Here is a 25,994-nt window from a genome sequence, read left to right as displayed (position 1 = left end):
GAAGTTCGACATGACGTTCAAGGCCGGTGCGCTGTCGGCCGCGCTGCTGCTGGCTGTCGCCACCACCGCCCAGGCCGGTACCGGCCCGGCGAAGATCTCCGAACGCGCGCGCGCCATCCAGGCCCGGGCGATCAACCTGGACACCCATCTGGACACGCCGGCGCTGTTCTCGCGGCCCGGCTGGAAGATCACCGACCGCCACGACTTCCAGGACGATGGTTCGCAGGTCGATTACCCGCGCATGGTCGAAGGCGGGCTCGATGGCGGCTTCTGGGTGGTGTTCACCAGCCAGGGCGAGCGTGATGCCGGGGGCAAACTGAAGGCGCGCGACGCCGGGCTCAGGCGCCTGTCCGAAATCCGCGAGATGGTCGCGGCCAACCCGGACAAGTTCGAGCTGGCCACCACCGCCGACGATGCGGCGCGGATCAAGGCCGCCGGCAGGAAGTCGGTCTACATCAGCATGGAGAACGCCTATCCGCTGGAGGCCGATCCCAGCCTGCTCAGCTTCTACTACAAGCAGGGCCTGCGGATGATTTCGCTGGCGCACATCAGCCACAACGACTTCGCCGATTCGGCCGGCATGGGCGTGGCCCCGGAGGGCGAGCACGGCGGCCTCAGCGAGAAGGGCAAGGCGCTGATCGCGCAGGCCAACCGGCTGGGCATCATTATCGACCAGTCGCATGCGTCCAACACGGTGTTCGACCAGATGCTGGCACTGAGCAAGGCGCCGATCATCCTCTCCCACAGTGGCGCCTACGACGTGTTCGCGCATTCGCGCAACATCGACGACGCGCGCATCCGCGCGCTGGCGAAGAAGGGCGGCGTGATCCAGGTGAACTCGCTGGGCGGCTACCTGGTCGACACCGGCGCCACCCCGGAATACCGCGCCGAGCGGCGCAAGCTCTACGACGCGTTCGGCGACCGCGCCGACCTGGGCGCGGCCGAGCGCGCGCAGCTCAAGGCGCAGCTGGCCGCGCTGGACGCGAAGTACAACATCCGCAAGGCCGATTTCGACGATTACATGCGCCACCTGCTGCACATCATCAAGGTGGCCGGCTGGGAGCACGTCGGCCTGGGCGCGGACTGGGACGGCGGCGGTGGCGTGGACGGTTACGAGGACATCGCCGCGCTGCCCAAGGTGGTGCAGGCGCTGCTCGACGCCGGCTACGACGAGCGCCAGATCAGCGCCATCCTCGGCGGCAACACCGTGCGCCTGATCCGCCAGGTGCAGGCCCTGGCCGACCCGGCGGCGGTCAAGGCGGCGCTGGAGTAAGCGCGCCGTTCAAGCCCCGCTCCCCACGGGAGGGGGGCGGGCCGGGGGCATGCGCCGCCGCCGCGGCGCTTCCATGGCCGCTGCCCGGGTCTGCCGCGGGCTGCTGCCTGCGGCGATCCCCCGCAGCACGCCGCCGTGCAGCCGCACAGCCCCGTCGAACCGACAAGCCCGCCGCGCGCTGAAGCAGGGCAGGGGCGCACGGCCCAACCCGCGGCGCCCGGCGTCGCTGCCCGCCACAGGTTCCCATGGTCGTGCGCGTCCGGCGCCCCAGCGTGACCCTGGGCCGGCGCTGCGGAGGCCTGGCCGCGTAGCCGGGCCTTGCGGGGCACGTCGTCCGTTACAGGCTCCCGTGGTCGTGCGCGCCCGGCGCCCCAGCGTGACCCTGGGCCGGCGCTGCGGAGGCCTGGCCGCGTAGCCGGGCCTTGCGGGGGACGTCGTCCGTTACAGGCTCCCGTGGTCGTGCGCGCCCGGCGCGCCGGCGTGGCCATGGTCCGGCGCTATGGAGGCCTGGCCGCGTAGCCGGGCGGTGCGGGGGCATCGTCCGTTACAGATTCCCGTGGTCGTGCGCGCCCGGCGCCCCCCGGCGTGGCCATGGGCCGGCGCTGTGGAGGCCTGGCCGCGTAGCGGGGCTTTGCGGGGCATCGTCCGTTACAGGTTCCCGTGGTCGTGCGCGCCCGGCGCCGCGGCGTAGCTCTGGGCCGGCGCTGCGCGAGGCCGGGCCTCGCGGTTGCGTTGTCTGCCTGGAGGCGAGGGCGAAGCCGCGCCCCGCCGTTGCTCAGGCGGTGGCGAAGCAGGACTGGTAGCCGCGCAGCGCGGCCACCGGGTCGGCGGCGGCGAACACGCTGCTGATGACCGCCAGCAGGTCGGCGCCGGCCGCGACCAGCGGCGCCGCGTTGTCCGCGGCCAGGCCGCCGATCGCCACCCGCGGCACGCCCAGCGCCGCGGCCTCGTGCAGCAGCCGCGGATGCGCGCGCCGGGTGGTGGCCTTGCTGCGGCTGGGGAAGAACGCACCGAACGCCACGTAGCTGGCGCCGGCGGCCACGGCCCGCCGCGCCAGCGCCAGCTGGTCGTAGCAGGACGCGCCGATGATGGCCCCGGGGCCGAGCAGCGTGCGCGCGGCGGCGATGTCGCCGTCGTCCTCGCCCAGGTGCACGCCGGCCGCACCGACGGCGGCGGCCAGGGCGGCATCGTCGTTGATGATCAGCGGCACGCCGCTGGCCGCGCACAGCGCCTGCAGCGCCCGCGCCTGCTCATGCCGGGTGCCGGCGTCGGCGCTCTTGTTGCGGTATTGCAGCCAGGTGGCGCCGGCGGCGAGCAGCGGCTGCACGCGTTCGAGCAGGCGCGCGGTGTCGGCCTCGTCGGGGGTGATCAGATAGACGCCGCGGGCGGCACGGATGGGCTGGGACATGGATGGCTACCTGTACGGCGGCGGGAATGGGACAATCTGCGACCGCCCTCGTGTTGCCGTGATTATCCGATGTCCGACGCTTCCGCCTCCACCTTGCGCACCTGGATGTGCGTCGTCTGCGGTTTCATCTACAACGAAGCCGAAGGCCTGCCCGAAGAGGGCATCGCCGCGGGCACGCGCTGGGAAGACGTGCCCGAGACCTGGACCTGCCCGGATTGCGGCACCACCAAGGACGATTTCGAGATGGTGGTGCTGGACTGAGTCCAGCCGGCCGGGATGCCGTAGGTGCGGGGCTTGCCCCGCACGCGCGTTCCCGGTGAAGCCGCATGCGCGGCAAGCCCCGCATCCACAGGTCAATGCAGCGCGGGTCAGGGCCCGCATCACAGGTCGATGCAGCGTGCGGGCAGCGCCCGCGTGCGAAGGTCAGTGCAGCTGCGGCCGTTCGCCGCCGAGGTCGATCAGCTGTTCGCGCACCTGCGCCGCGTCGGCGGCATCGGGTTCGCGCCGCAGGTACAGCGACAGGTCCGCGCGCGCGCCGGCCCGGTGGTCCAGGCGCAGGTAGGCCAGGCCGCGGTCGCGCAGCGCCTCGCTCTGTTCCGGGGCCAGTTTCAGGATACGGTCGGCGCTGCGCGCGGCGCGGTCCCATTCCTCGCGCTCGGCGTACACGCCATACAGGTTGCGCAGCATGCGCATCAGGATGGCGCGTGCCGGCGCCGGGTCCAGGATCTGCGCCAGCACCTGGTCATCGGGGGCCTCCCCGCCCAGGTTGTTGCGCGCGCGCTCGCGCAGTTCGTCCACGCCCAGCGGGCGGCCGCCGTTGAACGGGTCCATCACCAGCACGCCTTCCTCCACCGGCAGCCGCACCAGGAAATGGCCGGGGAAGGAAATGCCCTCCAGCGGCAGGCCGAGCCGGCGGCAGACTTCCATCTGCACCAGCGCCAGCGAGATCGGGTTGCCGAGCCGGCGCGTGACCACCTCGTTGAGATAGCTGTTGCGCGGGTCGTAGTAGGCGTCGTGGTTGCCGCTGTAGCCCAGTTCGTTGAACAGGTGGTGGTTGATCGCCGCCACTTTCAGCGGCCATTCGGCGATGGCCGCCACTTCCACCCGCAGGTGGTCGGCATGCGCCTGCAGCAGGCGGTCGTAGCGGCCCGGGTCCAGGTGCGGGTATTCATCGCGCGCGATCAGCAGCGCGGTCGGCAGCAGCGGCAATGCGTCGTCGGCCAGGTCGGCCAGCGCATCCCACTGCGGCAGGGTCAGGCGGGTATCGGACATGCCCCAAGACTGGCGGCAAAGCGTGGCCGGTTCAAGGCACCCGGCCGAACGGCGCGTTCAAGGCACCCGGCCGAACGGCGCGATCAACCTGACGCGCCGCGCGCGCTCACTTGCCGCTGGGGATGCCGGGCCCGAACACCAGTTCGGTGCCGTCCTCCAGCTTCAGCCGCGCGGCCTGGCCGGCATTGAGTTCCAGCACATAGCGCGCCGGCTTGAAGCTGGGGTACGGCGGGCAGGCGTCGCCGGCCGAGCACGGCGGTACGTCGCGCTGCTGGCTGACCAGCCGGCGGGCGTCGTCGAAGTAGAGGATGTCCAGCGGGATGCGGGTGTTCTTCATCCAGTACGCCTGCGGTTCCACGCGGTCATGGATGAACAGCATGCCGCGGTCCGCGTCCATGTGGTCGCGGAACATCAGCCCGCGCGCGCGGCTGGCGTCGTCCTGCGCCAGCTCCACGTGGTAGCGCGTGCCGCCCAGTTCCACCCAGTGCCCGCCGGCGCTGGCGCAACCGCCCAGCAACAGCAGGACGGACAGGCAGGCGGCATGGCGCGGCAGGGACATGGCGTGATCCACGAAGCGAAAGGAGGCGCTGCGCACCTTCACGGATGCGTGGCGTGGCGTCAAGCGCCGCCGCGGGGCGGCTGCGGCGCGGGCGACGGCGGGGCGAAGGCGGCATGCACCGCGGAAAACAGGCTGTGCACCTCATGCCGCAGGCACGTGCGCATGGCCGCGCAGGGCTGCACGAACAGCTGGCACGACAGCGCCAGCGCCACCGCGTCCAGCCCCAGCGGATCGTCGCGGTTGCGGCCCAGGTGGAAGAAGCGGTCATACAGGTTGAAGCGGCTTTCCAGCAGGTGCCCGTACCAGGCGTCCAGCGCGTGGCTGATGTCCACGCCGGCGGCCTGCCGCGGCGGTGCCCAGTGCGGCGGCAGGTAAAGCGGCGGCACCGGTGCCGGCGCCGCGCCCGAATGCGCATAGGCGCGGCAGGCCAGCCAGAAGCGGAACAGGCACAGTTCGGCGATGGCTTCCGATGGCGCCGGGTGCCGCCGCAGCACGCCGGCGTAGCGGCCGCGGTAGTCCACGTCCAGGTAGTGGCGGATGAAGTGCTCCGGTGCCGCACCGGCGGCGGGGGCGCTGTGCATGGTGCTTCTCCTTGGCAGGGGCGGGCGCCGTGCGGGCGTCGCGCATGGGTCCATGGCCAATGAAAGCAATTAGTTAATTAAAATGAAAGTAACAGGTGATCCCGTCGCAGGCGTGGTCCGTAACGTTTCCGGCCATGAGCGACGAACGCTTCGAATTTTCCCGCCGCTTGGGGCAGGCGATGAGCGCGGCTGGGTACGAACCGCGGCCGGCGATCCTCTTCCGCCTGTTCAACGCGCGCTACACCGGGCGTTCGGTGAGTTTCCAGAGTGCGTCGCGCTGGCTGTCCGGCCGCTCCATCCCCGAGCAGGACAAGCTGCAGGTGCTGGCCGACCTGTTCGGGGTGTCGCCGCAGACCCTGCGCTTCGGCGAGCCGTCGCGGGTCGCCGAGGCCCGCGGCGAATGGCATGCGGTGGGCGCGCGCGAGCGCGCGGTGATCGATACCTTCCTCGGCCTGCCGGCGCGGCAGCGCGAACTGGTCGGCGAGTTGGTGGCGGCGCTGGCGCAGAACGGCCGGCGTCCGGCACGCTGACGCCGTCGCCGGGCCCGCGCCCGGCTGGACACATTTGCCGCGTGCATGCGTCAGGGAAGCATCCCAACCGGAGATGCGCGCATGGCCCGTTCCCGATCCCCCGCCCCCGTCCTGGTGCCGCTGCTGCTGCTGTTGGCCGGCGCCGCACGGGCCGATACCGGCTGCCCGCCGCTGCCGGGCCTGGATTACTGCGCCGCCGGTGCGCATGGCTGGGTCTACGGCCCCGATGCGGCGCAGGTGCGCCTGCTCGGCGATGACCTGGCCGCCAGCGCCGCGGCGTTCGAGCGCCTGTTCGCGCGTGCGCCGCTGCGCCTGGCGGTGCTGCTGGACGCGCCGGAGGGCATCGCTGCCGATGCGCGCGCGCGGCTGGCCGCCGCGGGCGCCGTGCAGGTGCTCGACTGGCCCGGCATGCAGGCCTTCCAGGCCGCCCGCGAGGCCAGCCAGCCGGCCGACGACCCGGGCCGCCGGCTGCTGGCCGCCAACCCGGCCATCGGCCAGGCGATCTGGCGCAACCTGACCCGCCACGAACTGGGCCACGTGCGCTTCAACCTGACCTACTGGCCGGACCTGGGCCGGACCGCCGGGCATGGCCACGCGCGCAGCCCGGACTGGCTCAACGAGGCGGCGGCGATGGTGCTGGAGGCCGACGACCTGGCGGCGCATCGGCGGCGCCTGCTGCACGGCATGGGCACCGATCCGGCGCAGCCGCTGCCGGCGCTGGCCGATTTCCTGGCCATGGCCAATCCGGCGCGCCCGCGGGACCAGGCCGCGCCGGCCGCCAAGGGCGTCAGCCTGGTCTATCGCAGCCCGGCCGAGGCCGGCGACGCGGCGGCCGGCGCGCGCTACTACGCGCTGGTCCAGGGCTGGGCGGATTTCCTGGTGCAGGCCACCGCGGCCACCCGCGCCGGCGTGCTTGGCAGCATCAGCGCGCGGATCGCCGCCGGCGGCAGTTTCGAGGACTGGCTGGCCGACACCGGCCCGGGCTTCGGGTTGCCGGCCACGCTGCCCGCGCTCGACCGCCAGTGGCAGGCCTGGCTGCAGGCCGCGCCGCGCTGAGGCACGGCCGCGGCCAGCGCCGCCTGCCCGCGCTTACAGCACCTGCGGCGGCTGCCCGCCGACGATGACCACGTCGGCCGGGCGGCGCGCGAACAGGCCCACGGTGACCACGCCCGGGATCTGGTTGAGCTGCTGCTCCAGCTTCACCGGGTCGGTGATGGACAGGTTGTGCACGTCCAGGATCAGGTTGCCGTTGTCGGTGACCACGCCGTCGCGCCATACCGGCTGGCCGCCGGTCAGGGCCAGGATCTCGCGCGCCACCAGGCTGCGCGCCATCGGGATCACTTCCACCGGCAGCGGGAACCGGCCCAGCACCGGGACCTGCTTGCTCGGGTCGATGATGCACACGAACTGCTTGCTGGCCTCGGCGATGATCTTCTCGCGGGTCAGCGCGGCGCCGCCGCCCTTGATCAGGTGCTTGTGCGGATCGCACTCGTCGGCGCCGTCCACGTACAGCGACAGGCCGCCGGTGTGGTTCAGGTCCAGCACCTCGATGCCGTGGCCGCGGAGCTGGGCGGTGCTCTGCTCGGAGCTGGAGACGGCGCCTTCGATCTGGTCCTTGATGCGCGCCAGCGCGTCGATGAAGTAGGCGACCGTGGAGCCGGTGCCGACCCCGACGATCATTCCCTTCTGCACGTACTCGATGGCTTTTTCGGCGGCCAGGCGCTTGGCTTCGGACATGGTGGACTCGATGGCGTTGGAGGAGAGGGAACAGGCGCGGCGGCGGGTCCGGCGCTGCCCGGCAGCGCCCGTGGCGGCCGCTGCGGCGGGATCAGGCCTGCGGCTTGTTTTCCAGCGACAGCAGCAGCTTCCACTGCGCGCCGGTGACCGGGAACACCGACAGGCGGTTGCCCTTGGCGGTCAGCGGGAAGCCTTCGCCGAGCGCGTCGGCGTGGCGCTTGATCTGGTCCAGCGCGATCACCTGCGCCAGCTTGCGTTCGAAAGCCACGTCCACCAGGTACCAGCGCGGCTGTTCGCGGCTGGCCTTGGGGTCGTAGTAGTCGGAGCGCGGATCGAACTGGGTGTCGTCCGGGTAGGCGTCGCTGGCCACCGTGGCGATGCCGACGATGCCCGGCACCTTGGTGTTGGAGTGGTAGAACAGGATGCCGTCGCCGACCTTCATGCCGTCGCGCATGAAATTGCGCGCCTGGTAGTTGCGCACGCCGTTCCACGGTTCGGTGCCCACGCGCTGCAGGTCGTCGATGGAAAAGGCGTCCGGTTCGGACTTCATCAGCCAATAGCGCTTGCGGGCGGTCATGCGGGCAACGGTTCCGGGTAGAGAATGGCTTGCTCGGTGCAGATGGCGTCCACCGCCACGTCCCAGTCCGCGGCCGGCAGCAGCGGGACCTGCTGGGCGGCGAAGCCGGCGCCGACCAGCCAGGGCGGCGCGCTGCGCTGCTGGCGGAAAGCGAAGCTGCGATCATACCAGCCGCCGCCCATGCCCAGCCGCCGGCCGCGTGCGTCGAAGCCGACCAGCGGCGCCACCACCAGGGCCATGTCCTGCGCCGGCAGCGCGCGCGCCGGATCGATGTCCGGTTCCGGGATGCCGTAGCGGTTGGCGCGCAACGGCTGCCCGGGGCGCCACGGCGCGAAGCGCAGCAGCGTGCCGTGCAGCACCGGCAGGCAGTAGGTCTGGTGCGCGGGCAACTGCAGCTGCCAGCGGTACAGGGCGATCTCGCCATCCATCGCCCAGTAGCCGGCCACCGGGCCGTCGACATCGGCGAAGGGCAGGGCCAGCAGGTGTGCGGCCAGCGCATCGGCGGCCGCGATGTGCTCGGCGGCGGGGATGTCGCGGCGGCGCTGGCGCAGTTGTCGGCGCAGGGCCTGGCGGTCGTCGGCAGTCATCGGCGGCGTGGGTCGGGGCCTGGCGGCATTATCGGCCGGTCTGCCGGCCGGTGCATGGACCTGCAAAGAAGAACGGCGCCTTGCGGCGCCGTTCCGGAATAATTGCATTCTCCGCCATGACGATGCATGCGAAACGACCTTGAACCCGGGGTTCAAGTGGGGACGCTGGGGAACCATCGGGCTTCCCGCTGCAAGGCGGACCTGCACACCCGGTGCCGTCGCGCCCCCGTGGTCGTCATTAAGGGACAAGGCGAATGTTTGCACACGCCGTCGTTCACGGCAGAGAACGCGACGCCAGTATAGCCGTGTTGCAGGCGGATGGCAGCGGTTGGGCGCGGCAAAAAATGAACCGCCCGTCGGATGAATGCGACGGCCTCAACGGCCTTCGTCGATCGCGCTGTCCAGGCGCCGGTTGAGGTCGTTCATCGCGTGCTGGAAGCGCTGCTGCTGCTGCGCTAGTTCATCGCGCATCAGGTGCAGTTCATGGGCCAGGTTGAGCGCGGCCAGTACCGCCACCCGGTCCATCGCGGCCATGCGGTTGTTGCCGCGGATCTCACGCATGCGCGCGTCGAGCATGCGCGCGGCGGCGGTGAGGCTGTCGCGCTCGGCCGGCTCCACGCCGACGGTGTACTCGCGATCGAGGATGCGGACGCTGACCGGCTCGTTCTGGCTCACGTGTGCTGCTCCAGCGACTTGAGGCGGGTGATCATCGCTTCCACCCGCGAGCGGGCCTGCTCGTTCTTGGCCAGCAGCTGCGCGCGCTCGGCCACCAGCTGCTCCTGCTGCTGGCGCAGGCTGCGGTTCTCGTCGGCCAGGCGCTGGTTGCGCTCGAACAGCAGTTCGAGGCGGGCGGCCAGGGCCTGCAGCTGGGCGGCGGGGTCGAAGGAATCCATGCCCGGCACGATAGGCATGCGCCTCGGCGGTGGTCAAGATGGCCGATGCCCTGCCGTTGCTACACTGTGCGGCCGTTGCCGCGCCATGCGCGGTGGCCTTTCCCGCTTTTCGCAGACCCAGGTGACATGACCGATCTTCCCGCCGTCAACGACATCCTCCAGGCCAGCCAGACGCTGGACCTCGGGGCCACCCCGGCCGAACTCCACGGTGGACTGTGCGGCTGGCTGGCCGCCGGCGGCGCCGACCTGCAGGCGTGGCCGGCCACGGTGCTGGCCGACGACAACCTGCCCACGCCGGAGCCGGGCAGCGTGCTCGACCGCCTGCGCGAAGCGGTGGTGGCGCAGCTGGAAGACCGCGATTTCGCCTTCGAGCTGGTGCTGGCCGCGCCAGCGGCGTCGCTGCAGGCGCGCACCGACGCGCTGTTCGACTGGTGCCGTGCGTTCCTCGGCGGATTCGGCCTGGCGTCCGGCAAGCGTCCGGCGCTGAGCGAGGAGGGCGAGGAGGCGCTGCAGGACCTGGCGCGGCTGGCGCAGGCCTCCAGCGAGGAATTCGACAGCGCCGACGAGGACGAGGACGCGCTGGCCGAGATCGAGGAATTCGTGCGCGTGGCGGTGCTGCTGCTGCACGGTGACTGCGTGATGGGCGCGCGCCACCGCCAGCGCCTGAACTGAGGCGGCCATGCACACGCTGACCGGCATCGCCGCCGCCGAGTATGCGCACCGCCGCCGCCAGCTGATGGAAGCGGCCGGTGACGACGCCATCCTGGTGTTGCCGGCCGCGCCCGAGCGGGTGCGCAGCAACGACACCCATTACCCGTACCGGCAGGATTCGGACTTCTGGTACCTGTGCGGCTTCCCGGAGCCGGAAGCGGTGCTGGTGCTGATCCCGGCCGCCGCCACGGCGAGACGATCCTGTTCTGCCGCGAGCGCGATCCCGAGCGCGAAGCCTGGGATGGCCCGCGCGAAGGCCAGGAAGGCGCGGTGGCGCGCTACGGCATGGACGACGCCTACCCGATCGAAGACCTGGACGACATCCTGCCGGGCCTGCTGGAAGGGCGTTCGCGGGTCTATTACCACTTCGGCCGCGACGCCGATTTCGACCTCAAGCTGATCGGCTGGGTGAACCGGGTGCGGTCGCAGGTGCGGCATGGCGCGCAGCCGCCGCACGAGTTCCTGGAGCTGGGCCACCTGCTGCACGAGCAGCGGCTGTTCAAGTCGCCGGCCGAGATCGCTTTGATGCAGCACGCCGCCGACATCAGCGTGCGGGCGCACCGCGCGGCGATGCGGATCGCGCGCGCCGGCATCGCCGAGTACGAACTGCAGGCCGAGCTGGAACGCGAGTTCCGCCGCCACGATGCCTGCCCGGCCTACAACAGCATCGTCGGCGCCGGCGCCAATGCCTGCGTGCTGCATTACCGCGCCAACAACGGCGGCAGCGGCGACGGCGACCTGGTGCTGGTCGATGCCGGCGCCGAGTACCGCGGCTACGCCAGCGACATCACCCGCACCTTCCCGGTCAGCGGCCGCTTCAGCCGCGAACAGCGCGCGCTGCACGATCTGGTGCTGGCGGCGCAGGCTGCGGCGCTGGAACAGGCGCAGCCGGGCATTGCCTACGAGGAAGGCCACCTGGCCGCGGTCGAGGTGCTCACCGAGGGCCTGCTGCGGCTCGGGCTGCTCAAGGGCGACCTGGAGGAGAACCTGATCGAGGGCCACTACAAGCGCTTCTACCGGCACAAGACCGGGCACTGGCTGGGCCTGGACGTGCACGACGTGGGCGATTACAAGCTCGCCGGCGAATCGCGGCTGCTGGAGGCCGGCATGGTGTTCACCATCGAGCCGGGGCTGTACGTGTCGCCGGACGACACCAGCGTGGCGCCGCGCTGGCGCGGCATCGGCATCCGCATCGAGGACGATGTGCTGATCACCGCCGAGGGCCACCGCGTGCTGACCGGCGCGCTGGAACGCAGCACGGACCAGATCGAGGCATTCATGGCCGGGCGCTGAGGCGCCCACGCATGGGGGCTCCCGCGCACGGCGCGGGAAGGGCGACGCAAACGCGCAGTTGCGATGCCAGCGCCGTGGCTTTTTCTGTCGTTGTCGTTGTCGTTGCGGTTGCCGTTACCCGTGCTTCCGCTGCCGTACTCGTGCTCGTGCATCGCGCCTTTCCTTGCCCGGGAGCAGGCCGGGCACCGCGGTGGAACGCGCGGCGCAGAGGCGCGCGTGTCCGGGCGGGGCGGGTTGCGCGTGGCCGTCGCTGCGGCCGGGAGCGCGGGCAGTCGGCGGCTGCCGTCTGGCGGATCGCCTCCGTGGTGCTGTCTTCGGGTTGCTTCTCGGTGCGCGCGCAAGGATGAAGCGGCCCGCTGTCGCGGAGCAGGAGTGACCGCCTTTGATCTCGGCGTCCGCCCTTGCCCAGTGCAGCAAGGCCCAGGGCAACGCAGCGGTGTCCGCGCGCCTTCCCGCAGCGGCCTGCGTTTCCCCGTGCGTGCAAGCAAAAGGCACGCCGCAGACGTGCCTTCCAGAAGCTCCATGGCGGGTCGGGCGGGCCGTCGCGCACTTCGCCCGCGTGGTCAAGTCCGCCGCCGGGATCCTGCGGCATGACCTTCCGGTCGTATCGAAAGCGGCAGGCATCCGCACCCGTCGTACCGGCAGGATCCTGCCGGCGGCCGCGGCGCTGCCGGCGGGCCGGCCAGTCCCCCGCCGGGGCGCCAGCGCGGAAGCCGGCGGTACCGTGGGCTTCCGCGCTGGCGGACAGGGCGCGCGAGGATCAAACCCCGGCCGCGTTGCGCGGCCGGGCCCGCTCATGCATGCGCGCGGCGGCGGACGCGGTCAGTCCTGCGCGGCGAACACCGGACGGGTCAGGTTGTCGGCCTCGCCGTCGGTGCACAGCACCTCGTCCTCGATGCGGATGCCGCCGTAGGGACGGAAGAAGTCGACCCGCGCCCAGTTCACGCTGGCGGCGTTGCCGGCCTTTTTCACTTCGTCCAGCAGCATGTCGATGAAATACACGCCCGGTTCGATGGTGACCACCATGCCCGGCTCCAGCACCCGGGTCATGCGCAGGTAGGGGTGGCCGGCCGGGCGCTCGATGCGGCCGCCGCGGTCGCTGGCGGCGAAACCGGCCACGTCGTGTACCTGCGCACCGATCAGGTGGCCGATGCCGTGCGGGAAGAACGCCGCGCTGACGCCGCTGGCCAGCGCCGCTTCCGGCGACACGGTGATCACGCCGAAGTCCTTGAGGATGCCCATCAGTGCCAGGTGCGCATCGACGTGCAGCTGCTTGTAGTCGAAGCCGTTGCGCACCGCCGCGCACATGCCCCGCTGCGCGGCGTCGACCGCGTCGATCAGCGCCTGGAACTCGTCATGGCCGGCGGCGGCATGGGTGCGGGTGATGTCGCTGGCGTAGCCGCATGCCGACGCACCGGCGTCGATCAGGAAGCTGCGCGCCGGCTGCGGCGCGGCGTGACCGAGATCGGTGTAGTGCAGCACCGCCGCATGCTCGTTGAGCGCGATGATGTTGCCGTAGGGCAGTTCGTTGCTGTCCTGGCCCACGGCGCTGCAGTAGGCCATGTGGATGGCGAACTCGCTGGCACCGGCGTGGAACGCGGCCGCGGCGGCGCGGTGGCCGCGCACCGCATGCACCTGCGCCTGGCGCATCAGCGCGATCTCGTACGGCGTCTTGAACGCGCGCTGGTAGTCCAGGTAGTCGATGACCGGCTGCGGGTTGTTGGGCGCGAAACCACCCAGCGCGCTCTGCGCTTCGCCGAGGATCGCGCAGCGCGCCGGGTCCTTGGGCAGCAGCGCCAGTGCCTGTTCCGGGGTGCGGATGACGTGGATGTCGAAATGCTCGACCCACCAGCCATTGGGCGCGGCCGGCACCGCGTGCCAGTAATCGTGCGGCTGGTGGTAGACCAGCTGCGGGCGGCGGCCGGGGTGTGGATCAGCCAGCTGTCGGGCACGCGGGTCAGCGGCAGCCAGGCCTTGAACTGCGGGTTGACCGCATACGGATAGTCGCGGTCGTCGAAGGCCTGGTAATGCAGGCGGCCGCTGGGCACGACCAGGTGGTCGAAGCCGCCACGGGCCAGCGCTTCGTCGGCGCGGCGGACGAGGACATCCAGGTGGTCGGCGTACAGGCGGCCGGGATCGGGCAGGTTCATGGACAGGCTCGCGGCAGGGCGGGAAACGAACCGGAATTCTGCCGCAATCGGCGCCGCGCCGCTGTGCCGGTTCCGTCGGTCAGGATGCCGGAAGGCTGGATTCGATCCACTGCCGCAGGCGTTCGCGGTGGCCTTTTTCCAAGGTCAGGAAGCGGAAGCCGGCCCAGAAGTGGCCCGGCGCCTGTGCCGCTTCGCGCCACAGCAGGTGCACGCCGACGTCGATCGGTGCCTCGCCGCCGCGGCCGTCGGGCACCGGGAAACGCAGCTGGTAAAGCGCGTCCTCGTTGAGCGGTTCGGAGGCGATCAGCAGCATGCCGGTTTCGGACACGTTGCCGAGCCGGCCGATCACGCCGGCGGTCATGGTGTCGGTGACCGGCACCAGCGCGGGCACCTGCAGGCGCGGGGCGCGCCGGGTATCGGGGATCATGCGGACTCCGGTGCGGCGCTGCCGCCGGCAAGCGCGCGCAGGGCGCGCAGGGTGGCCTGCCAGGCGCGGTCGATCAGCCGGCCGCGGTCCTCGGTGACCACGCGCAGCTGGTCGCGCGCCATCAGCCGCGCCAGCGCATCGAGCGAATGTTCGGCCATCTTCTGCCCGCGCTGGTTCACGAACAGCGCGTTGTCGGTGACTAGGCTGTACCAGGACAGGCGCAGGCGGCGGGCGTCGCCCTGCTGGTTGATGGTGAACTCGAACCAGGTGCCGAACGGCAGCGTGCGCAACTGCCGGTAGAAGCCTTCCTCGGCCGGGGTGCGTTCGGCTGGTGGCGGTGCCTGCGGGTCGGCGCCGTTGCTGCTGTCGCCGCCCAGCCGGGCGCGGGCCTTGAGCCGCGCGGCCAGTTCGGTGCGCGAGGTGATTTCATCCTCGCCGCCGGGCGTGGACAGGCGGCGGGCGATGGCCCCGGCCTCGTCTTCGTGGTAACCGACCTGCAGCAGTGATTCCTCGATCTGCCCGCACAGCGCCGGATCGGCCGCGCCGTCGGCGCTGGCGGTGATCCGGCCGATGCGCGCCGTCGCTTCTTGGCGCTGGCGCCATTCGTCCGAGTCCTCGCCCTGGCGCAGCAGGGTCAGGGTCAGCACGTCGCTCCAGGCCTCGTGCAGCAGGGTCTGCACGAACTTGGGCGGGTTGGCCGCGCGGCACAGCTGGCCGATGGTGCGGCCGGCCAGCTGCTTGGCCGCTTCCAGCCGTTCCTTGCCGCGCGCGGCCTCGATCTGCCGGCGTTCGGTGACCTCGGCCTTGCGTACCGCCGCCTGCAGGTGCGACTGCACCTGGCGGTTGGCGGCGGCGAACACGGACTCGTCGCCCTGGTACTCGGCGACGACCCGGTCCACCGCTTCGCCGAGCTTCTGCAGCAGCGCCGGGTCGCCGTCGTCGTCGCCCAGCCATACCGCGCCCGACTCGGCCACGGTGTTGAGCAGCTCGCGCGCCGGGTGCTGGTCGCGGATGAAGAACGCCTCGTCGCCGACGGCGGCACGCGCCAGCGGCACCTGCAGGCGATTGAGCAGGTCGGTGGCCGGGCCATTGCTGCGTACTTCGCGCTGGATCTGCCCGTAGAGCATGCCCAGCAGGTCGAGCGTGTTGCTGTCGCGGGACGACAGCGTGGCGCTTTCGCCGTGTTCGGCGCGCACCTGGGACAGCAGCGCCTTCTGGATGTCGCCGAAGCTGCGGCGCGCGCCGGGTGCCGCGCCCTGTGGCTGCAGCCGCGCGAGCACGTCCATCACCGCCTCGCTGGGCACCGCGCGCGCCGGCGCGGCGGCCGGGTGTGCCGGCGGCGCCATGCCCGCCAGGTCGGCCAGTGCAACGCCCGGCGCGGGCGCGGCGGAACGCAGCTGGCCCCCCAGGGCGGCCAGGTGCGGAAGGAGGTCGGGGGGATGGCCATGCCGCCGCCGCTGCCGGCATTGGCACTGGCACCCGCACCCGCACCCGCACCCGCACCGGCAGCACCGCCGCTGCCGGCCTGCAGCTGCTGCGCCAACAGCTGGCGCGCGGCATCGAGCAGCTCGTGCAGCGAGGCCATGCTGGCCGCCGTCGTAGTCGCCGTCGTAGCCGTGTTCGGCGTGGCGGACGCCGGCCCCGGCGCGGCGGTCGCGGGCATGGACATGGCGCCCATCGCGGCCTCCGCCCATGACGCCGCCGGCGCCTGTCCCTGCCACTGGGTCAGGGGCCGCGGCGCCGCCGCGGACGGGCCCTCGCGCGTGGCCGCGGCGGGCCCGCCGGCGGTGCGGCGCTGGCCTGCCGGCCGTGGCAGATAGGGGATGTACACCAGCCCGGGCAGCACGCCTTCGCGCGCCAGCAGCATGTTCAGGCGGTCCAGCAGTTCGACGTGCCGCTCCATCGCCTGTCGTTCGAACACATGGTAGAGCTGCCGCTGCGCTTCCAGGTTCAGGCCCAGCCGCTCGCCGCAGGCGCGCAGTATCCGGCACAGCGCGTATGGCCCCACCGGCAGGCTCTCGGCATCGAACGCCGGTTGCGCGGCGAGCACGCCGAAGCGCTGCCCGAGCAGCTGCAGGTGCGATTGCGCGCGGTAGCTCTCGCGCCGCGCCATCTCGTGCAGCACGATGTCGCGGTCGATGTCGGTATCGGTGACCAGGCTCATCGCCGGTATCGCCGGTGCGGGTGTCGACGCCGGGGCGTTGCCTGCGGTGGACGGCCGGCGCAGCCGCGCCAGGTCCTCGGCCAGTGCGTCCAGGAACCAGCCCGGGAACTCGGCGGCCTGCGCGCCCAGCTGGCGGATCTGCGCATAGACATCGGCCTGGACCTGGCTGTTGCGCGCCTTCTCGGCGAGGCCGAACAGTTCGCGCTCCAACTGCACCATGGTCAGCTGCAGCGGCGAGGCCAGCACCTGGGCGGCAATGCCGTGGACGGCCTGGAGCAGCTGGCGGACGCGTTCGGGGGCCGGCGCGCCGGCATGCCGCGCCGCCGCCTGGCTGGAAAAGGGTGCTGTGGTGCCTGACATCCGCTGTACGTTCCGCCCCTGGTGGGCGATTTCTATCACTTCGCCGGTGCTGCCGCTACTTGCACGGCCCAATGCCCTGTTCAGGGCAGGAACAGCTCGACCACGTCGTTGGTGAAGCGCCGCCCCAGTTCGGTGGGGACGACGCGGACGCCGTCGTGCCGCAGCCAGCCGCGTTCGACTGCGCTGGCCAATGCCGGCTGCAGCACGGCGCGGTCCAGCCCGGTGCGCGACTCGAAGTCGCGCAGGCCGAAGCCTTCGTGCAGGCGCAACAGGTTGAGCATGTATTCGAACGGCAGCCGCGCGGCGTCGATCACGTCGTCGCCGCCGATCGCCGCCGGGGTGCCGGCGGCCTCCATGAACGCCTGCGGGTGCTTGTGCTTCCAGCGGCGCAGCACCTGCTGCTGCGCGCCGGAGCTGATCTTGCCGTGCGCGCCGGCGCCGATGCCCAGGTAGTCGCCGAAACGCCAGTAATTGAGGTTGTGCGCGCACTGCCAGCCGTCGCGCGCATAGGCGCTGACCTCGTACTGGCCGTAGCCGGCCTGCGCCAGCAGCGCTTGGCAATGTTCCTGCATGTCCCAGGCGCTGTCCTCGTCGGGAATGCCGCGCGGCGGCCGCGCGAAGAACACCGTGTTCGGCTCCAGGGTGAGCTGGTAGTGCGAGATGTGCGTGGGCGCCAGCGCGAACGCGCGCTCCAGGTCATGTTCGGCCTGGGCCAGGGTCTGTTCCGGCAGCGCGTACATCAGGTCGATGTTGAAGTTGTCGTAGCCGGCATCCCGGGCCAGCTTCACCGCGCGCTCGGCTTCGCGGCTGTCGTGGATGCGGCCCAGGCGCCTGAGCGCGTCGTCGTCGAAGGTCTGGATGCCGAAGCTGATGCGGTTCACCCCGGCCGCGCGGTAGCGGTCGAAGCGGCCGTGCTCGGCGGTGCCGGGGTTGGTCTCCAGCGTCACTTCCAGGTTCGGCGCGAACCGCAGCCGCGCGCTGGCCTGCTGCAGGAAGCGGTCGATCGCCTCGGGCGGGAACAGGCTGGGGGTGCCGCCGCCGAAGAACACGCTGCTGACCACCCGGCCCCAGACCAGCGGCAGATCCTGGTCCAGGTCGCGGACCAGCGCGTCGACATAGGCGTCGAACGGCAGCGCGACCTTGCCGGCATGCGAGTTGAAATCGCAGTACGGGCATTTGCGCACGCACCAGGGCAGGTGCACGTACAGCGACAAGGGCGGTGGCACCAGCCGCACCGGTGCGTGATCTGCGCTGCAGGCCTCGCCGGGCAGGTGGTCGCAATGGTCGTGGGTGTGCGGCATGGGCGGGCAGGGCGTCGCGGACAGGCGGTCAGTGCCAGGCGGCGAGCTGCCGCTTGAGCTGCTGCAGGGCGACCGCGCGGTGGCTGATGGCGTTCTTCAGCGCCGGCTCCATCTCCGCGGCGGTCAGGCCATGGCGTTCGTCCAGGAACACCGGGTTGTAGCCGAAGCCGTGGGTGCCGCGCGGCGCATGGGTGATGCGCCCTTCCCAGCGGCCCTCGCAGATCAGCGGCTGCGGATCGGTGGCATGGCGCAGCAGCACGATCACCGCGTAGAAGCGGGCACCGCGCTCGCCGTCGGGGATGCCGGCCATCGCCTCGAGCAGCTTGGCGTTGTTGGCGGCGGCGTTGCCCGGGACGCCGGCGTAGCGCGCGCTGTACAGGCCGGGCGCGCCGCCCAGGGCGTCGACGATCAGGCCCGAGTCATCGGCCAGCGCCGGCAGACCGGTGGCCTGGCAGGCCGCGCGCGCCTTGAGCAGCGCGTTCTCGACGAAGGTCAGGCCGGTTTCCTCGACATCGCCCAGGCCCAGTTCGGCGGCCGAGGTGACCTGCAGCGGCAGGTCGGCGAGGATCTCGCGCATTTCCGCCAGCTTGCCGGCATTGTGGCTGGCCAGTACCAGGGTCTTCATCGGCGGGGCTCCAGCAGGTCCCAGGTGTTGCCGTACAGGTCACGGAACACCGCGACCGTGGCATAGGGTTCTTCGCGCGGCGCTTCCAGGAACTGCACGCCGGCCGCACGCATGGCCGCGTGGTCGCGGTGGAAATCGTCGGTGTGCAGGAAGAAGCCGACCCGGCCGCCGGTCTGGTCGCCGATGCGGCTGCGCTGCGCCTCGTCGCTGGCGCGTGCCAGCAGCAGCGCGGCGCCACCACCGTCGCCCGGCCCGACCACGACCCAGCGCTTGTGGCCCTGGTCGACGTCCTGCAGCAGCTGGAAACCGAGCTTGCCGGTGTACCAGGCAATCGCCTCGTCGTAATCGGCCACCACCACGGTGACCAGGGCGATGTGCCGGTTCATGCCTGCGCCAGGGCGGCCTGCTGGGCGGCGAACAGTTCGCCGATGCCCTTCTCGGCCAGCGCCAGCAGCGCATCGAGCTCGTCGCGGCGGAAGGCATGGCCTTCGGCGGTGCCCTGCAGTTCGATGAAGCCGCCGCCATCGTTCATGACGACGTTCATGTCGGTGTCGCAGTCGCTGTCCTCGGCGTAGTCCAGGTCCAGCACCGGCACGCCCTTGTAGACCCCGACCGATACCGCGGCGACCGCGCCGAACACCGGGTTGCGCTTGATTTCGCCGCGCTTGAGCAGGGTGTTCACCGCATCCACCAGCGCCACGTAGGCGCCGGTGATGGCCGCGGTGCGGGTGCCGCCGTCGGCCTGCAGCACGTCGCAGTCCAGGGTGATGGTGCGTTCGCCCAGCGCGTTGCGGTCGATGCACGCGCGCAGGGTGCGGCCGATCAGGCGCTGGATCTCCAGCGTGCGCCCGCCCTGCTTGCCGCGCGCGGCCTCGCGGTCGGAACGGGTATGGGTGGAGCGCGGCAGCATGCCGTACTCGGCGGTGACCCAGCCTTCGCCCTTGCCGCGCAGGAACCCGGGCACGCGGTTCTCGACGCTGGCGGTGCACAGCACGCGGGTGTGGCCGAAGCTCACCAGCACCGAGCCCTCGGCATGGCGGGTGAAGCCGCGTTCGAGGGTGACGCTGCGCAGCTGGTCGGCCTGGCGGCCGCTGGGACGGGAAAAGGTCATGGAAAATCCGGGTGGCGATGGAGCGGCGTGGGGGCGCCCGGGTGGCCTGCGGGGCCGGCATCCGGGGACGCCTAGGGTACCATTCGCCCTTTGCAACGCACCGGAAATCCACATGATCCGAAGCATGACCGCCTATGCCGGCGGCGAACGCGGCACGCGCTGGGGCACCCTCGGCTGCGAGCTGCGCTCGGTCAACCACCGTTTCCTCGAAGTGGGGGTGCGGTTGCCGGAGGAACTGCGCGCGCTCGAGCCGCAGCTGCGCGAGCGCGTGGCCGCGCGGATCAGCCGCGGCAAGCTGGACCTGGTCATGCGCCTGCGCGCGCCGGACGCGGCGCCCACGCTGGCGGTGGACGAGGCGCTGGTCGAGCAGCTGGGCAGCCTGGCGCGGCGCCTGCACTCGCGGTTCCCGGACATGCGCATCGGCTTCACCGAACTGCTGGCGTATCCGGGCGTGCTGCGTGGCGAGGCGGTCGATGCGGCGGCACTGCAGGCCGAGGCGCTGGCACTGCTGGACGAGACCCTGGACGGCTTCGTCGCCGCGCGCGAGCGCGAGGGCGCCAAGCTGACCGCGGCGATCAGCGAGCGGGTGGACGCGATCGAACGCATCGCCGGCGAGGTGCGCGGGCTGATCCCCGCCATCCGTGAAGGCCAGCGCGCCAAGCTGGCCGCGCGCCTGGCCGACCTGCCGCACCCGGTCGACCCGGGCCGTGCCGAGCAGGAACTGGTGCTGTGGCTGCAGAAGCTCGATGTCGACGAGGAACTGGACCGCCTGGTCAGCCACATCGGCGAGATCCGCCGCGTGCTGCGCCAGCGCGAACCGGTCGGCCGGCGCCTGGATTTCCTGCTGCAGGAGTTCAACCGCGAGGCCAACACCCTGGGCTCCAAGTCGGTGGACAGCCGCACCTCCAATGCCGCGGTCGAACTGAAGGTGCTGATCGACCAGATCCGCGAGCAGGTGCAGAACCTGGAGTAACCCCGCCGGCGCGGTCGCGCCGCGCGTTGTGCTTCCGGCGCGGGTCGCCGCATCCCTGCGCCGGGCAGGGTTTTGCCGTGCGCGGGCTGGCCTGCAGGTGCCGGGCCACGCCCGGGACCGGGCGGTGCGTCGGCGCGGCCATTGCCGTGGCGGTGGCCTCCCTCGATGCCGCCGCGCGGCCAGTGCGCCTGCCGCGCACCGGTCGGCCGCGCTTGCCGCCATGGGCCGCGGCTGCTATGCAGTCCGTTCCCTGGCGCAGAGGTGTGGGCATGCACGCGACGGTTGCCGATCCGATCCATCGACGCCGCTTCCTGGCGGCCGCCGCGGGCGGCGCGGCACTGGCCCTGCTGCCGGCGGCGGGGCGTGCGGCGGCCCGCATGCGCGACGATCCGCGCTGGATCCCGTCCGATGCCTTCCTGGCCACGTTGCCGGAATGGATGCGTGCCTTCGGCGTGCCCGGCGTCGCCATCGCCGTGGTGGACCAGGGCGAGCTGGCGTGGCACCGCGGGTTCGGCGTGGCCGACGTGGACAGCGGTGCGCCGGTCGACGCCGACAGCGTGTTCGAGTGCGCCTCGCTGAGCAAGCCGGTGTTCGCCTACCTGGTGCTGCAGCTGGTGGATGCCGGGGCGCTCGCGCTCGACCGCCCGCTGGTGGACTACCACCGGCCCGATTTCCTGGCCGATGACGACCCGCAGCTGGCGCGGATCACCGTGCGCGACGTCCTGCGCCACAGCAGCGGCCTGCCGGGCTGGCGCGCGCACCCCGATCGCGATCCACTGCGCACGATCGCCGAGCCCGGACAGCGGGTGGATTATTCGGGCGAGGCGTTTTTCTGGCTGCAGCGGGTGGTGGAGACGGTCACCGGCCAGGCCCTGGACCAATGGGCACAGCAGCACCTGTTCGGGCCCGCCGGCATGCACGGCAGCACCTACACCTGGAATGCGCACGCCGCGCGCCACTCGGTGACCGGCGTGCCTGCGCCGGGCGCCCGTCCGGTGGTGCAGACCTTCCGCGCGCAATGGCCGCTGCTGCAGCCGCTGGCCGAGGCCAGCGGCAAGCCACTGGCCGCCTGGACCTGGGACGACGCGGTACGCGCGCTGCCGCAGGCGCAGGCCGCCGCGCCGGCGGGCATGTTCGTATGGCCCGGCGACCTGCTGGCCAATGCCGCCGCCAGCCTGCGCGGCCCGGTGCAGGACTACGCGCGCTTCATCGCCCACATCATGCGGCACCCGGTGCGGCAGGACTGGGAGATCGGCGAGGCGACCCGGCAGGCGATGCTCACCCCGCAGCTGGCGGTGCGGCCCGGCTGGCTGGACAAGGGCCTGGGCTGGAACCTGGAACGGATCGACGCGGATACGCGCTGGTTCTTCCATGGCGGCGCCAATGCTGGCCGCTACAAGACCTTCGCGGTCGGCGACCCGCGGCACGGGCGCGGGCTGGTGGTGATGACCAGCGGCGGTGGCGGCACCGGGGTCTACCAGCGCATCGTGCGCGCGGCCACCGGGCGCGACATGCTCGCCTTCGACCTCTGACCGGGCCGCGGCTGCAAATGCCCGGCCCCGGCCCCGGCATTTGCAGCGACGGCCCGGGCTGGTTATCGTGCGCCGCCCGAACCATCGACCCGGAGATCCGCGCGATGCGTGGCACCCTCTTCATCGTCGCGGCTCCCTCCGGTGCCGGCAAAAGCAGCCTCGTCAACGCCACCCTGGCGCGCGATGCGCAGATCGCGCTGTCCATTTCCTTCACCTCGCGGGCGATGCGCCCGGGCGAAGAGAACGGCCGCCACTACCATTTCGTCAGCGCCGCGGAGTTCGAGCGCATGATCGCCGCCGGCGATTTCTTCGAGTACGCCCGCGTGCACGGCGACTGGAAGGGCACCGCGCGGCAGTCGGTGGAGCCGCAGCTGGCCGCCGGCAAGGACGTGCTGCTGGAGATCGACTGGCAGGGCGCGCGCCAGGTGCGCGAAAAAGTGCCCGACGCGGTCAGCGTATTCATCCTGCCGCCCTCCAAGCAGGCGCTGGACGACCGCATGCGCAAGCGCGGCCAGGACAGCGAGGCGGTGATGGCGCAGCGGCTGGCGGCCGCGCGCGAGGAAATGCTGCACTACGACGAATTCGACTACGTGATCGTCAATGAGGTGTTCGACACCGCGGTGGACGAGATGTGCGCCATCTTCACCGCCAGCCGCCTGCGCCGGGCGCAGCAGCAGGCCCGCCATGGCGGCCTGATCCGCTCGCTGCTGGACTGAGCCGCGGCGGCCCGGGCCGGGTGCCGCCGCCGCCATGGGGCGGCCGCCGGTGCCGGCCGGGCAGGCAACTGATTGATTCCAAAGGACCCGGGGCAGTGGCGATTTGTATCCCGGGGCATCGGCCTGTACAATCCCCGACCTTTCCCTCATCCGATCGAGCGGCCGCTGCTGGTCGCCGGGAGCTCGCATGGCCCGCATTACCGTAGAAGATTGCCTGGAAGTCGTTAACAACCGTTTCGAGCTGGTCATGATGGCGTCCAAGCGCGCCCGCCAGCTGGCCAACGGCGTGCAGGCCACCCTCGACAACAGCGAGACCGAGGACAAGCCGACCGTGCTGGCGCTGCGCGAGATCGCCGCGCGCAAGATCGACAACGCGCTGATCGAGGAAGTCGAGAAGGCCGAGCGCGAGCGCGCCGAGCGCGAGGCGCTGGAATGGGCCGCCGCCGAAGTCGTCGCCGACGAGGATATGTCCAAGAACGACGACTGATCCGCCGGGTCATCGCTGTGCATCGACAGCCCGCCACGTGCGGGCTGTCTGCGTTATGGGCGCCCGGCACCCTGCATTCCATGCCCCGGACGCGTCTGCAGGAAAGCCTTCGTGTGCCAGTCGGCGCTGCGAAGCGGCGCGGCGATGAACAGGACGGGGCCCGTCGCCCGCAATGCAGGCCGTGGGGCGGCGGCGCCAGCGCGATGCCGCGTCTTTGGCGTTGCCGTGTGGGTGCTGCTGGCATATCTTCCCAGCCATGAACCCAGGACCCTCTGCCCAGGTCGCTGCGCCCGCGGGTGGCGCGGTGCCGGACTACGTACTCCAACTCGAACGCGCAGCCAGTTACCTGCCCGCCGAGCAGCTGCCGATGCTGCGCCGTGCCTGGGAAGTGGGCGCGTCCGCGCATGCGGGCCAGACCCGCAAGTCCGGTGAGCCCTACATCACCCATCCGGTGGCGGTGGCCGGCATCCTGGCCGAGCTCGGGCTGGACGTGGAGGCGCTGGTCGCGGCGATCCTGCACGACACCATCGAAGACACCCCGCTGACCTACGACGAGCTGGCCGGCGAGTTCGGGCAGACCGTCGCCGAGCTTGTCGAAGGCGTCACCAAGCTGGACAAGCTGCGCTTCCGCGACCGCCAGGAAGCGGCGGCCGAGAGCTTCCGCAAGATGCTGCTGGCCATGTCGCGCGACCTGCGCGTGATCATGATCAAGCTGGCCGACCGCCTGCACAACATGCGCACGCTGGGCGCGCAGAGCGCTGAGGCGCGGCGCCGCATCGCGATGGAAACGCTGGATATCTACGCCCCCATCGCCCAGCGCCTGGGCATGAGCCTGATCAAGTCCGAGCTGCAGAACCTGGGTTTCAAGGCGCTGTACCCGTGGCGCCACGCCATCCTGGAAAAGCACATCCGCAGCCAGCCGGTGGTGCGCCGCGAGGCGATGGCGCAGGTCGAGGTGCAGTTGTCGCAGCGGCTGGCGCGCGAAGGGCTGGAACACCGCCTGGTCAGCCGCATCAAGACGCCCTGGAGCATCTACACCAAGATGCGCGAGGAGAACAAAACCTTCGACCAGGTGATGGACGTGTTCGGTTTCCGCCTGGTGATGCGCTCGGTGCCCAGCTGCTACCACGCGCTGGGCGCGGTGCACGCCGCGTTCAAGCCGCTGGACGGGCGCTTCCGCGATTTCATCGCCATCCCCAAGGCCAACGGTTACCAGTCGCTGCACACGGTGCTGTTCGGGCCCTACGGCTCGCCGATCGAGGTGCAGATCCGCACCGAGGAGATGGACCTGATCGCCGAGCGCGGCGTGGCCGCGCATTGGACCTACAAGTTCGGCGGCGATTCGCCCAACAGCGCGCAGAGCCGCGCGCACGCGTGGATCGTCGAGCTGATCGATTCGCAGCGCTCGGCCGGTTCGTCGCTGGAATTCCTGGACAACGTCAAGGTCGACCTGTTCCCGGACGAGGTCTACCTGTTCACGCCCAAGGGCAAGATCCTGGCGTTGCCGCGCAACTCCACTGCGCTCGACTTCGCCTATGCGGTGCACACCGACATCGGCAACCGCGCGGTGGCCTCGCGCGTGGACAAGAAGCTGGTGCCGCTGCGCACCAAGCTGGCCAGCGGGCAGACGGTGGAAGTGATCACCGCGCGCTCGGCCACGCCCAAGCCACAATGGCTGGAGTTCGTGGTCAGCTCCAAGGCGCGTACCGCCATCCGCCACCAGCTCAAGCAGCTCGAGCACGAGGACGCCGTGCAGCTGGGCCACCGCATGCTCGACCGCGCGCTGGAAGCGATGGACAGCTCGATCGAGCGCCTGCCCAAGGGGCGGCTGGATGCGTTCCTGGGCGAGCACCGCTACCCGCGCCTGGAAGCGTTCCTGGCCGACGTCGCGCTTGGCAACTGGATGCCCACCCAGGCCGCGCAGGCGCTGATGGCGCATGGCGAGCCGCGCGCCGGCGGTACCACGCAGCGGGCGCAGGAAAAGATCCTGATCAACGGCAGCGAGCGCGGCGTGGTCAGCTTCGCCGGCTGCTGCCAGCCGATCCCGGGCGACGAGATCATGGGCTACCACACCGCCGGCAAGGGCATCGTGGTGCATCGCATGGACTGCCCGAACCTGGCCGAGCTGCGCAAGTCGCCCGAGCGCTGGGTGCCGATCGGCTGGGACAGCAGCGTGGTCGGCGACTACGACACCGCGCTGGTGGTGGAAGTGGAGAACGGCACCGGGGTGCTGGCGCAGCTGGCCGCGGCCATCGCCCAGAGCCAGTCCAACATCGAACGCGTGGACTACCTGGACCGCGACTTCAACGCCGCGGTGCTGTGCTTCAACATCCAGGTGCGCGACCGTACCCACCTGGCCGAGGTGATGCGCCGGTTGCGGCGCCTGAGCGTGGTGCAGTCGGTACGCCGCCAGTGAGCGCAGCGAACGGGTAGCTGCGGGGCTTGCCCCGCATGGAGCTTCGCCGGAACGCCTCACCGGGCGCAGCCCTGCGCCATGGACGCCAGCGCCGCCCCCACTTGGCCGAGGTGATGCGCCGGTTGCGGCGCCTGAGCGTGGTGCAGTCGGTACGTCGCCAGTGAGCGCAGCGAACGGGTAGCTGCGGGGCTTGCCCCGCATGGAGCTTCACCGGAATGCCCCACCGGGCGCAGCCCTGCGCCATGGACGCCAGCGCCGACCCCCTGTAGCGCGGGGCACCGCCGCGCTGGGGCCCTATCGACCCTGTCCGC

General features: G+C 71.4%; 24 protein-coding genes, 1 other RNA gene and 3 pseudogenes. 11 read left to right on the top strand and 17 right to left on the bottom strand.

Going from position 1 to position 25,994, the window contains the following annotated elements:
- Window positions 1–10: 10 nt before the first annotated feature.
- The gene (locus tag B1L07_12550) at window positions 11–1,273 is read left to right on the top strand and encodes a peptidase M19 (protein ID AUZ56589.1); all 1,263 of its coding nucleotides are present in this window, start codon (window positions 11–13) and stop codon (window positions 1,271–1,273) included.
- A 775-nt stretch (window positions 1,274–2,048) separates the two neighbouring features.
- Here B1L07_12550 and B1L07_12545 read toward each other — a convergent pair.
- Complete coding sequence (locus tag B1L07_12545) at window positions 2,049–2,681, bottom strand: thiamine-phosphate diphosphorylase (protein ID AUZ55773.1); 633 nt, start codon at window positions 2,679–2,681, stop codon at window positions 2,049–2,051.
- Between the two features lie 69 nt (window positions 2,682–2,750).
- Here B1L07_12545 and B1L07_12540 point away from each other — a divergent pair, with 69 nt between their 5' ends.
- Entirely contained in the window at window positions 2,751–2,942 is a 192-nt protein-coding gene (locus B1L07_12540) for a rubredoxin (GenBank protein ID AUZ55772.1), read from the top strand.
- 162 nt (window positions 2,943–3,104) lie between these two features.
- On the opposite strand, the gene B1L07_12535 is transcribed toward B1L07_12540, so the two are convergent.
- The 3 genes from B1L07_12535 to B1L07_12525 all read right to left on the bottom strand — a co-directional run bounded on the left by B1L07_12535 (window position 3,105) and on the right by B1L07_12525 (window position 5,093).
- Complete coding sequence (locus B1L07_12535) at window positions 3,105–3,953, bottom strand: hypothetical protein (GenBank protein ID AUZ55771.1); 849 nt, start codon at window positions 3,951–3,953, stop codon at window positions 3,105–3,107.
- A gap of 106 nt (window positions 3,954–4,059) precedes the next feature.
- The gene (locus B1L07_12530) at window positions 4,060–4,512 is read right to left on the bottom strand and encodes an ACR family protein (GenBank protein AUZ55770.1); all 453 of its coding nucleotides are present in this window, start codon (window positions 4,510–4,512) and stop codon (window positions 4,060–4,062) included.
- Between the two features lie 59 nt (window positions 4,513–4,571).
- Window positions 4,572–5,093, bottom strand: coding sequence for a hypothetical protein (locus tag B1L07_12525; GenBank protein AUZ55769.1), 522 nt, complete (start codon window positions 5,091–5,093; stop codon window positions 4,572–4,574).
- Window positions 5,094–5,227: 134 nt separating this feature from the next.
- Here B1L07_12525 and B1L07_12520 point away from each other — a divergent pair, with 134 nt between their 5' ends.
- Window positions 5,228–5,623: a hypothetical protein gene (locus B1L07_12520; protein ID AUZ55768.1), complete on the top strand. Its 396-nt coding sequence runs from the start codon at window positions 5,228–5,230 to the stop codon at window positions 5,621–5,623.
- Between the two features lie 114 nt (window positions 5,624–5,737).
- The gene (locus tag B1L07_12515; protein AUZ55767.1) at window positions 5,738–6,679 is read left to right on the top strand and encodes a hypothetical protein; all 942 of its coding nucleotides are present in this window, start codon (window positions 5,738–5,740) and stop codon (window positions 6,677–6,679) included.
- Window positions 6,680–6,712: 33 nt separating this feature from the next.
- Here B1L07_12515 and B1L07_12510 read toward each other — a convergent pair whose 3' ends face one another.
- From B1L07_12510 to B1L07_12485, 6 genes are all read right to left on the bottom strand, one after another.
- On the bottom strand, window positions 6,713–7,360 hold the full coding sequence (locus B1L07_12510; GenBank protein AUZ55766.1) for a ribose 5-phosphate isomerase A: 648 nt from the start codon (window positions 7,358–7,360) through the stop codon (window positions 6,713–6,715).
- A gap of 91 nt (window positions 7,361–7,451) precedes the next feature.
- Complete coding sequence (locus tag B1L07_12505) at window positions 7,452–7,937, bottom strand: EVE domain-containing protein (GenBank protein AUZ55765.1); 486 nt, start codon at window positions 7,935–7,937, stop codon at window positions 7,452–7,454.
- The gene (locus B1L07_12500; GenBank protein AUZ55764.1) at window positions 7,934–8,524 is read right to left on the bottom strand and encodes a 5-formyltetrahydrofolate cyclo-ligase; all 591 of its coding nucleotides are present in this window, start codon (window positions 8,522–8,524) and stop codon (window positions 7,934–7,936) included. The genes B1L07_12505 and B1L07_12500 overlap by 4 nt, the downstream gene beginning before the upstream one ends.
- A gap of 104 nt (window positions 8,525–8,628) precedes the next feature.
- A non-coding RNA gene (gene ssrS, locus B1L07_12495) (6S RNA) lies at window positions 8,629–8,813 on the bottom strand.
- A gap of 86 nt (window positions 8,814–8,899) precedes the next feature.
- Complete coding sequence (locus tag B1L07_12490) at window positions 8,900–9,199, bottom strand: cell division protein ZapA (GenBank protein AUZ55763.1); 300 nt, start codon at window positions 9,197–9,199, stop codon at window positions 8,900–8,902.
- Window positions 9,196–9,417, bottom strand: coding sequence for a TIGR02449 family protein (locus B1L07_12485; GenBank protein ID AUZ55762.1), 222 nt, complete (start codon window positions 9,415–9,417; stop codon window positions 9,196–9,198). The genes B1L07_12490 and B1L07_12485 overlap by 4 nt, the downstream gene beginning before the upstream one ends.
- Before the next feature lie 126 nt (window positions 9,418–9,543).
- Here B1L07_12485 and B1L07_12480 point away from each other — a divergent pair, with 126 nt between their 5' ends.
- Window positions 9,544–10,089, top strand: coding sequence for a hypothetical protein (locus B1L07_12480; GenBank protein AUZ55761.1), 546 nt, complete (start codon window positions 9,544–9,546; stop codon window positions 10,087–10,089).
- Between the two features lie 7 nt (window positions 10,090–10,096).
- Window positions 10,097–11,421: pseudogene (locus B1L07_12475) on the top strand (Xaa-Pro aminopeptidase).
- 822 nt (window positions 11,422–12,243) lie between these two features.
- Here B1L07_12475 and B1L07_12470 read toward each other — a convergent pair.
- The 7 genes and pseudogenes from B1L07_12470 to B1L07_12440 all read right to left on the bottom strand — a co-directional run bounded on the left by B1L07_12470 (window position 12,244) and on the right by B1L07_12440 (window position 19,559).
- Window positions 12,244–13,571 (bottom strand): annotated as a pseudogene (locus tag B1L07_12470) (Xaa-Pro dipeptidase).
- 79 nt (window positions 13,572–13,650) lie between these two features.
- Window positions 13,651–13,998 carry a pilus assembly protein PilZ gene (locus tag B1L07_12465; GenBank protein AUZ55760.1) on the bottom strand — a complete coding sequence of 116 codons (348 nt, stop codon included), beginning with the start codon at window positions 13,996–13,998 and terminating at the stop codon, window positions 13,651–13,653.
- Window positions 13,995–16,522 (bottom strand): annotated as a pseudogene (locus B1L07_12460) (thymidine phosphorylase). The gene B1L07_12465 and the pseudogene B1L07_12460 overlap by 4 nt, the downstream one beginning before the upstream one ends.
- Window positions 16,523–16,602: 80 nt before the next feature.
- Window positions 16,603–17,823 carry a YggW family oxidoreductase gene (locus B1L07_12455; protein AUZ55759.1) on the bottom strand — a complete coding sequence of 407 codons (1,221 nt, stop codon included), beginning with the start codon at window positions 17,821–17,823 and terminating at the stop codon, window positions 16,603–16,605.
- Window positions 17,824–17,851: 28 nt separating this feature from the next.
- Window positions 17,852–18,448, bottom strand: coding sequence for a non-canonical purine NTP pyrophosphatase, RdgB/HAM1 family (locus B1L07_12450; protein AUZ55758.1), 597 nt, complete (start codon window positions 18,446–18,448; stop codon window positions 17,852–17,854).
- On the bottom strand, window positions 18,445–18,834 hold the full coding sequence (locus B1L07_12445; protein AUZ55757.1) for an extradiol dioxygenase: 390 nt from the start codon (window positions 18,832–18,834) through the stop codon (window positions 18,445–18,447). The genes B1L07_12450 and B1L07_12445 overlap by 4 nt, the downstream gene beginning before the upstream one ends.
- Window positions 18,831–19,559, bottom strand: coding sequence for a ribonuclease PH (locus B1L07_12440; GenBank protein ID AUZ55756.1), 729 nt, complete (start codon window positions 19,557–19,559; stop codon window positions 18,831–18,833). Before B1L07_12440 ends, B1L07_12445 begins: the two co-directional genes overlap by 4 nt.
- Window positions 19,560–19,671: 112 nt before the next feature.
- Here B1L07_12440 and B1L07_12435 point away from each other — a divergent pair, with 112 nt between their 5' ends.
- From B1L07_12435 to B1L07_12415, 5 genes are all read left to right on the top strand, one after another.
- Window positions 19,672–20,532, top strand: a complete 861-nt coding sequence (locus B1L07_12435; protein ID AUZ55755.1) for a YicC family protein — start codon at window positions 19,672–19,674, stop codon at window positions 20,530–20,532.
- A gap of 437 nt (window positions 20,533–20,969) precedes the next feature.
- Window positions 20,970–22,064 (top strand): hypothetical protein, encoded by a 1,095-nt coding sequence (locus B1L07_12430; GenBank protein ID AUZ56588.1) that lies wholly within the window; start codon window positions 20,970–20,972, stop codon window positions 22,062–22,064.
- Window positions 22,065–22,168: 104 nt separating this feature from the next.
- Entirely contained in the window at window positions 22,169–22,780 is a 612-nt protein-coding gene (locus B1L07_12425; GenBank protein ID AUZ55754.1) for a guanylate kinase, read from the top strand.
- 187 nt (window positions 22,781–22,967) lie between these two features.
- Window positions 22,968–23,267, top strand: a complete 300-nt coding sequence (locus B1L07_12420) for a DNA-directed RNA polymerase subunit omega (protein AUZ55753.1) — start codon at window positions 22,968–22,970, stop codon at window positions 23,265–23,267.
- 256 nt (window positions 23,268–23,523) lie between these two features.
- Window positions 23,524–25,683 carry a bifunctional GTP diphosphokinase/guanosine-3',5'-bis(diphosphate) 3'-diphosphatase gene (locus B1L07_12415; protein AUZ55752.1) on the top strand — a complete coding sequence of 720 codons (2,160 nt, stop codon included), beginning with the start codon at window positions 23,524–23,526 and terminating at the stop codon, window positions 25,681–25,683.
- Window positions 25,684–25,994 lie beyond the last annotated feature (311 nt).

This window comes from Stenotrophomonas acidaminiphila (assembly GCA_002951995.1).
GTDB classification, from domain to species: Bacteria; Pseudomonadota; Gammaproteobacteria; order Xanthomonadales; family Xanthomonadaceae; genus Stenotrophomonas; species Stenotrophomonas acidaminiphila_A.
The sequence above is the reverse complement of the archived record's forward strand: the minus strand, read 5'-3'. Positions and strand labels throughout refer to the sequence as shown.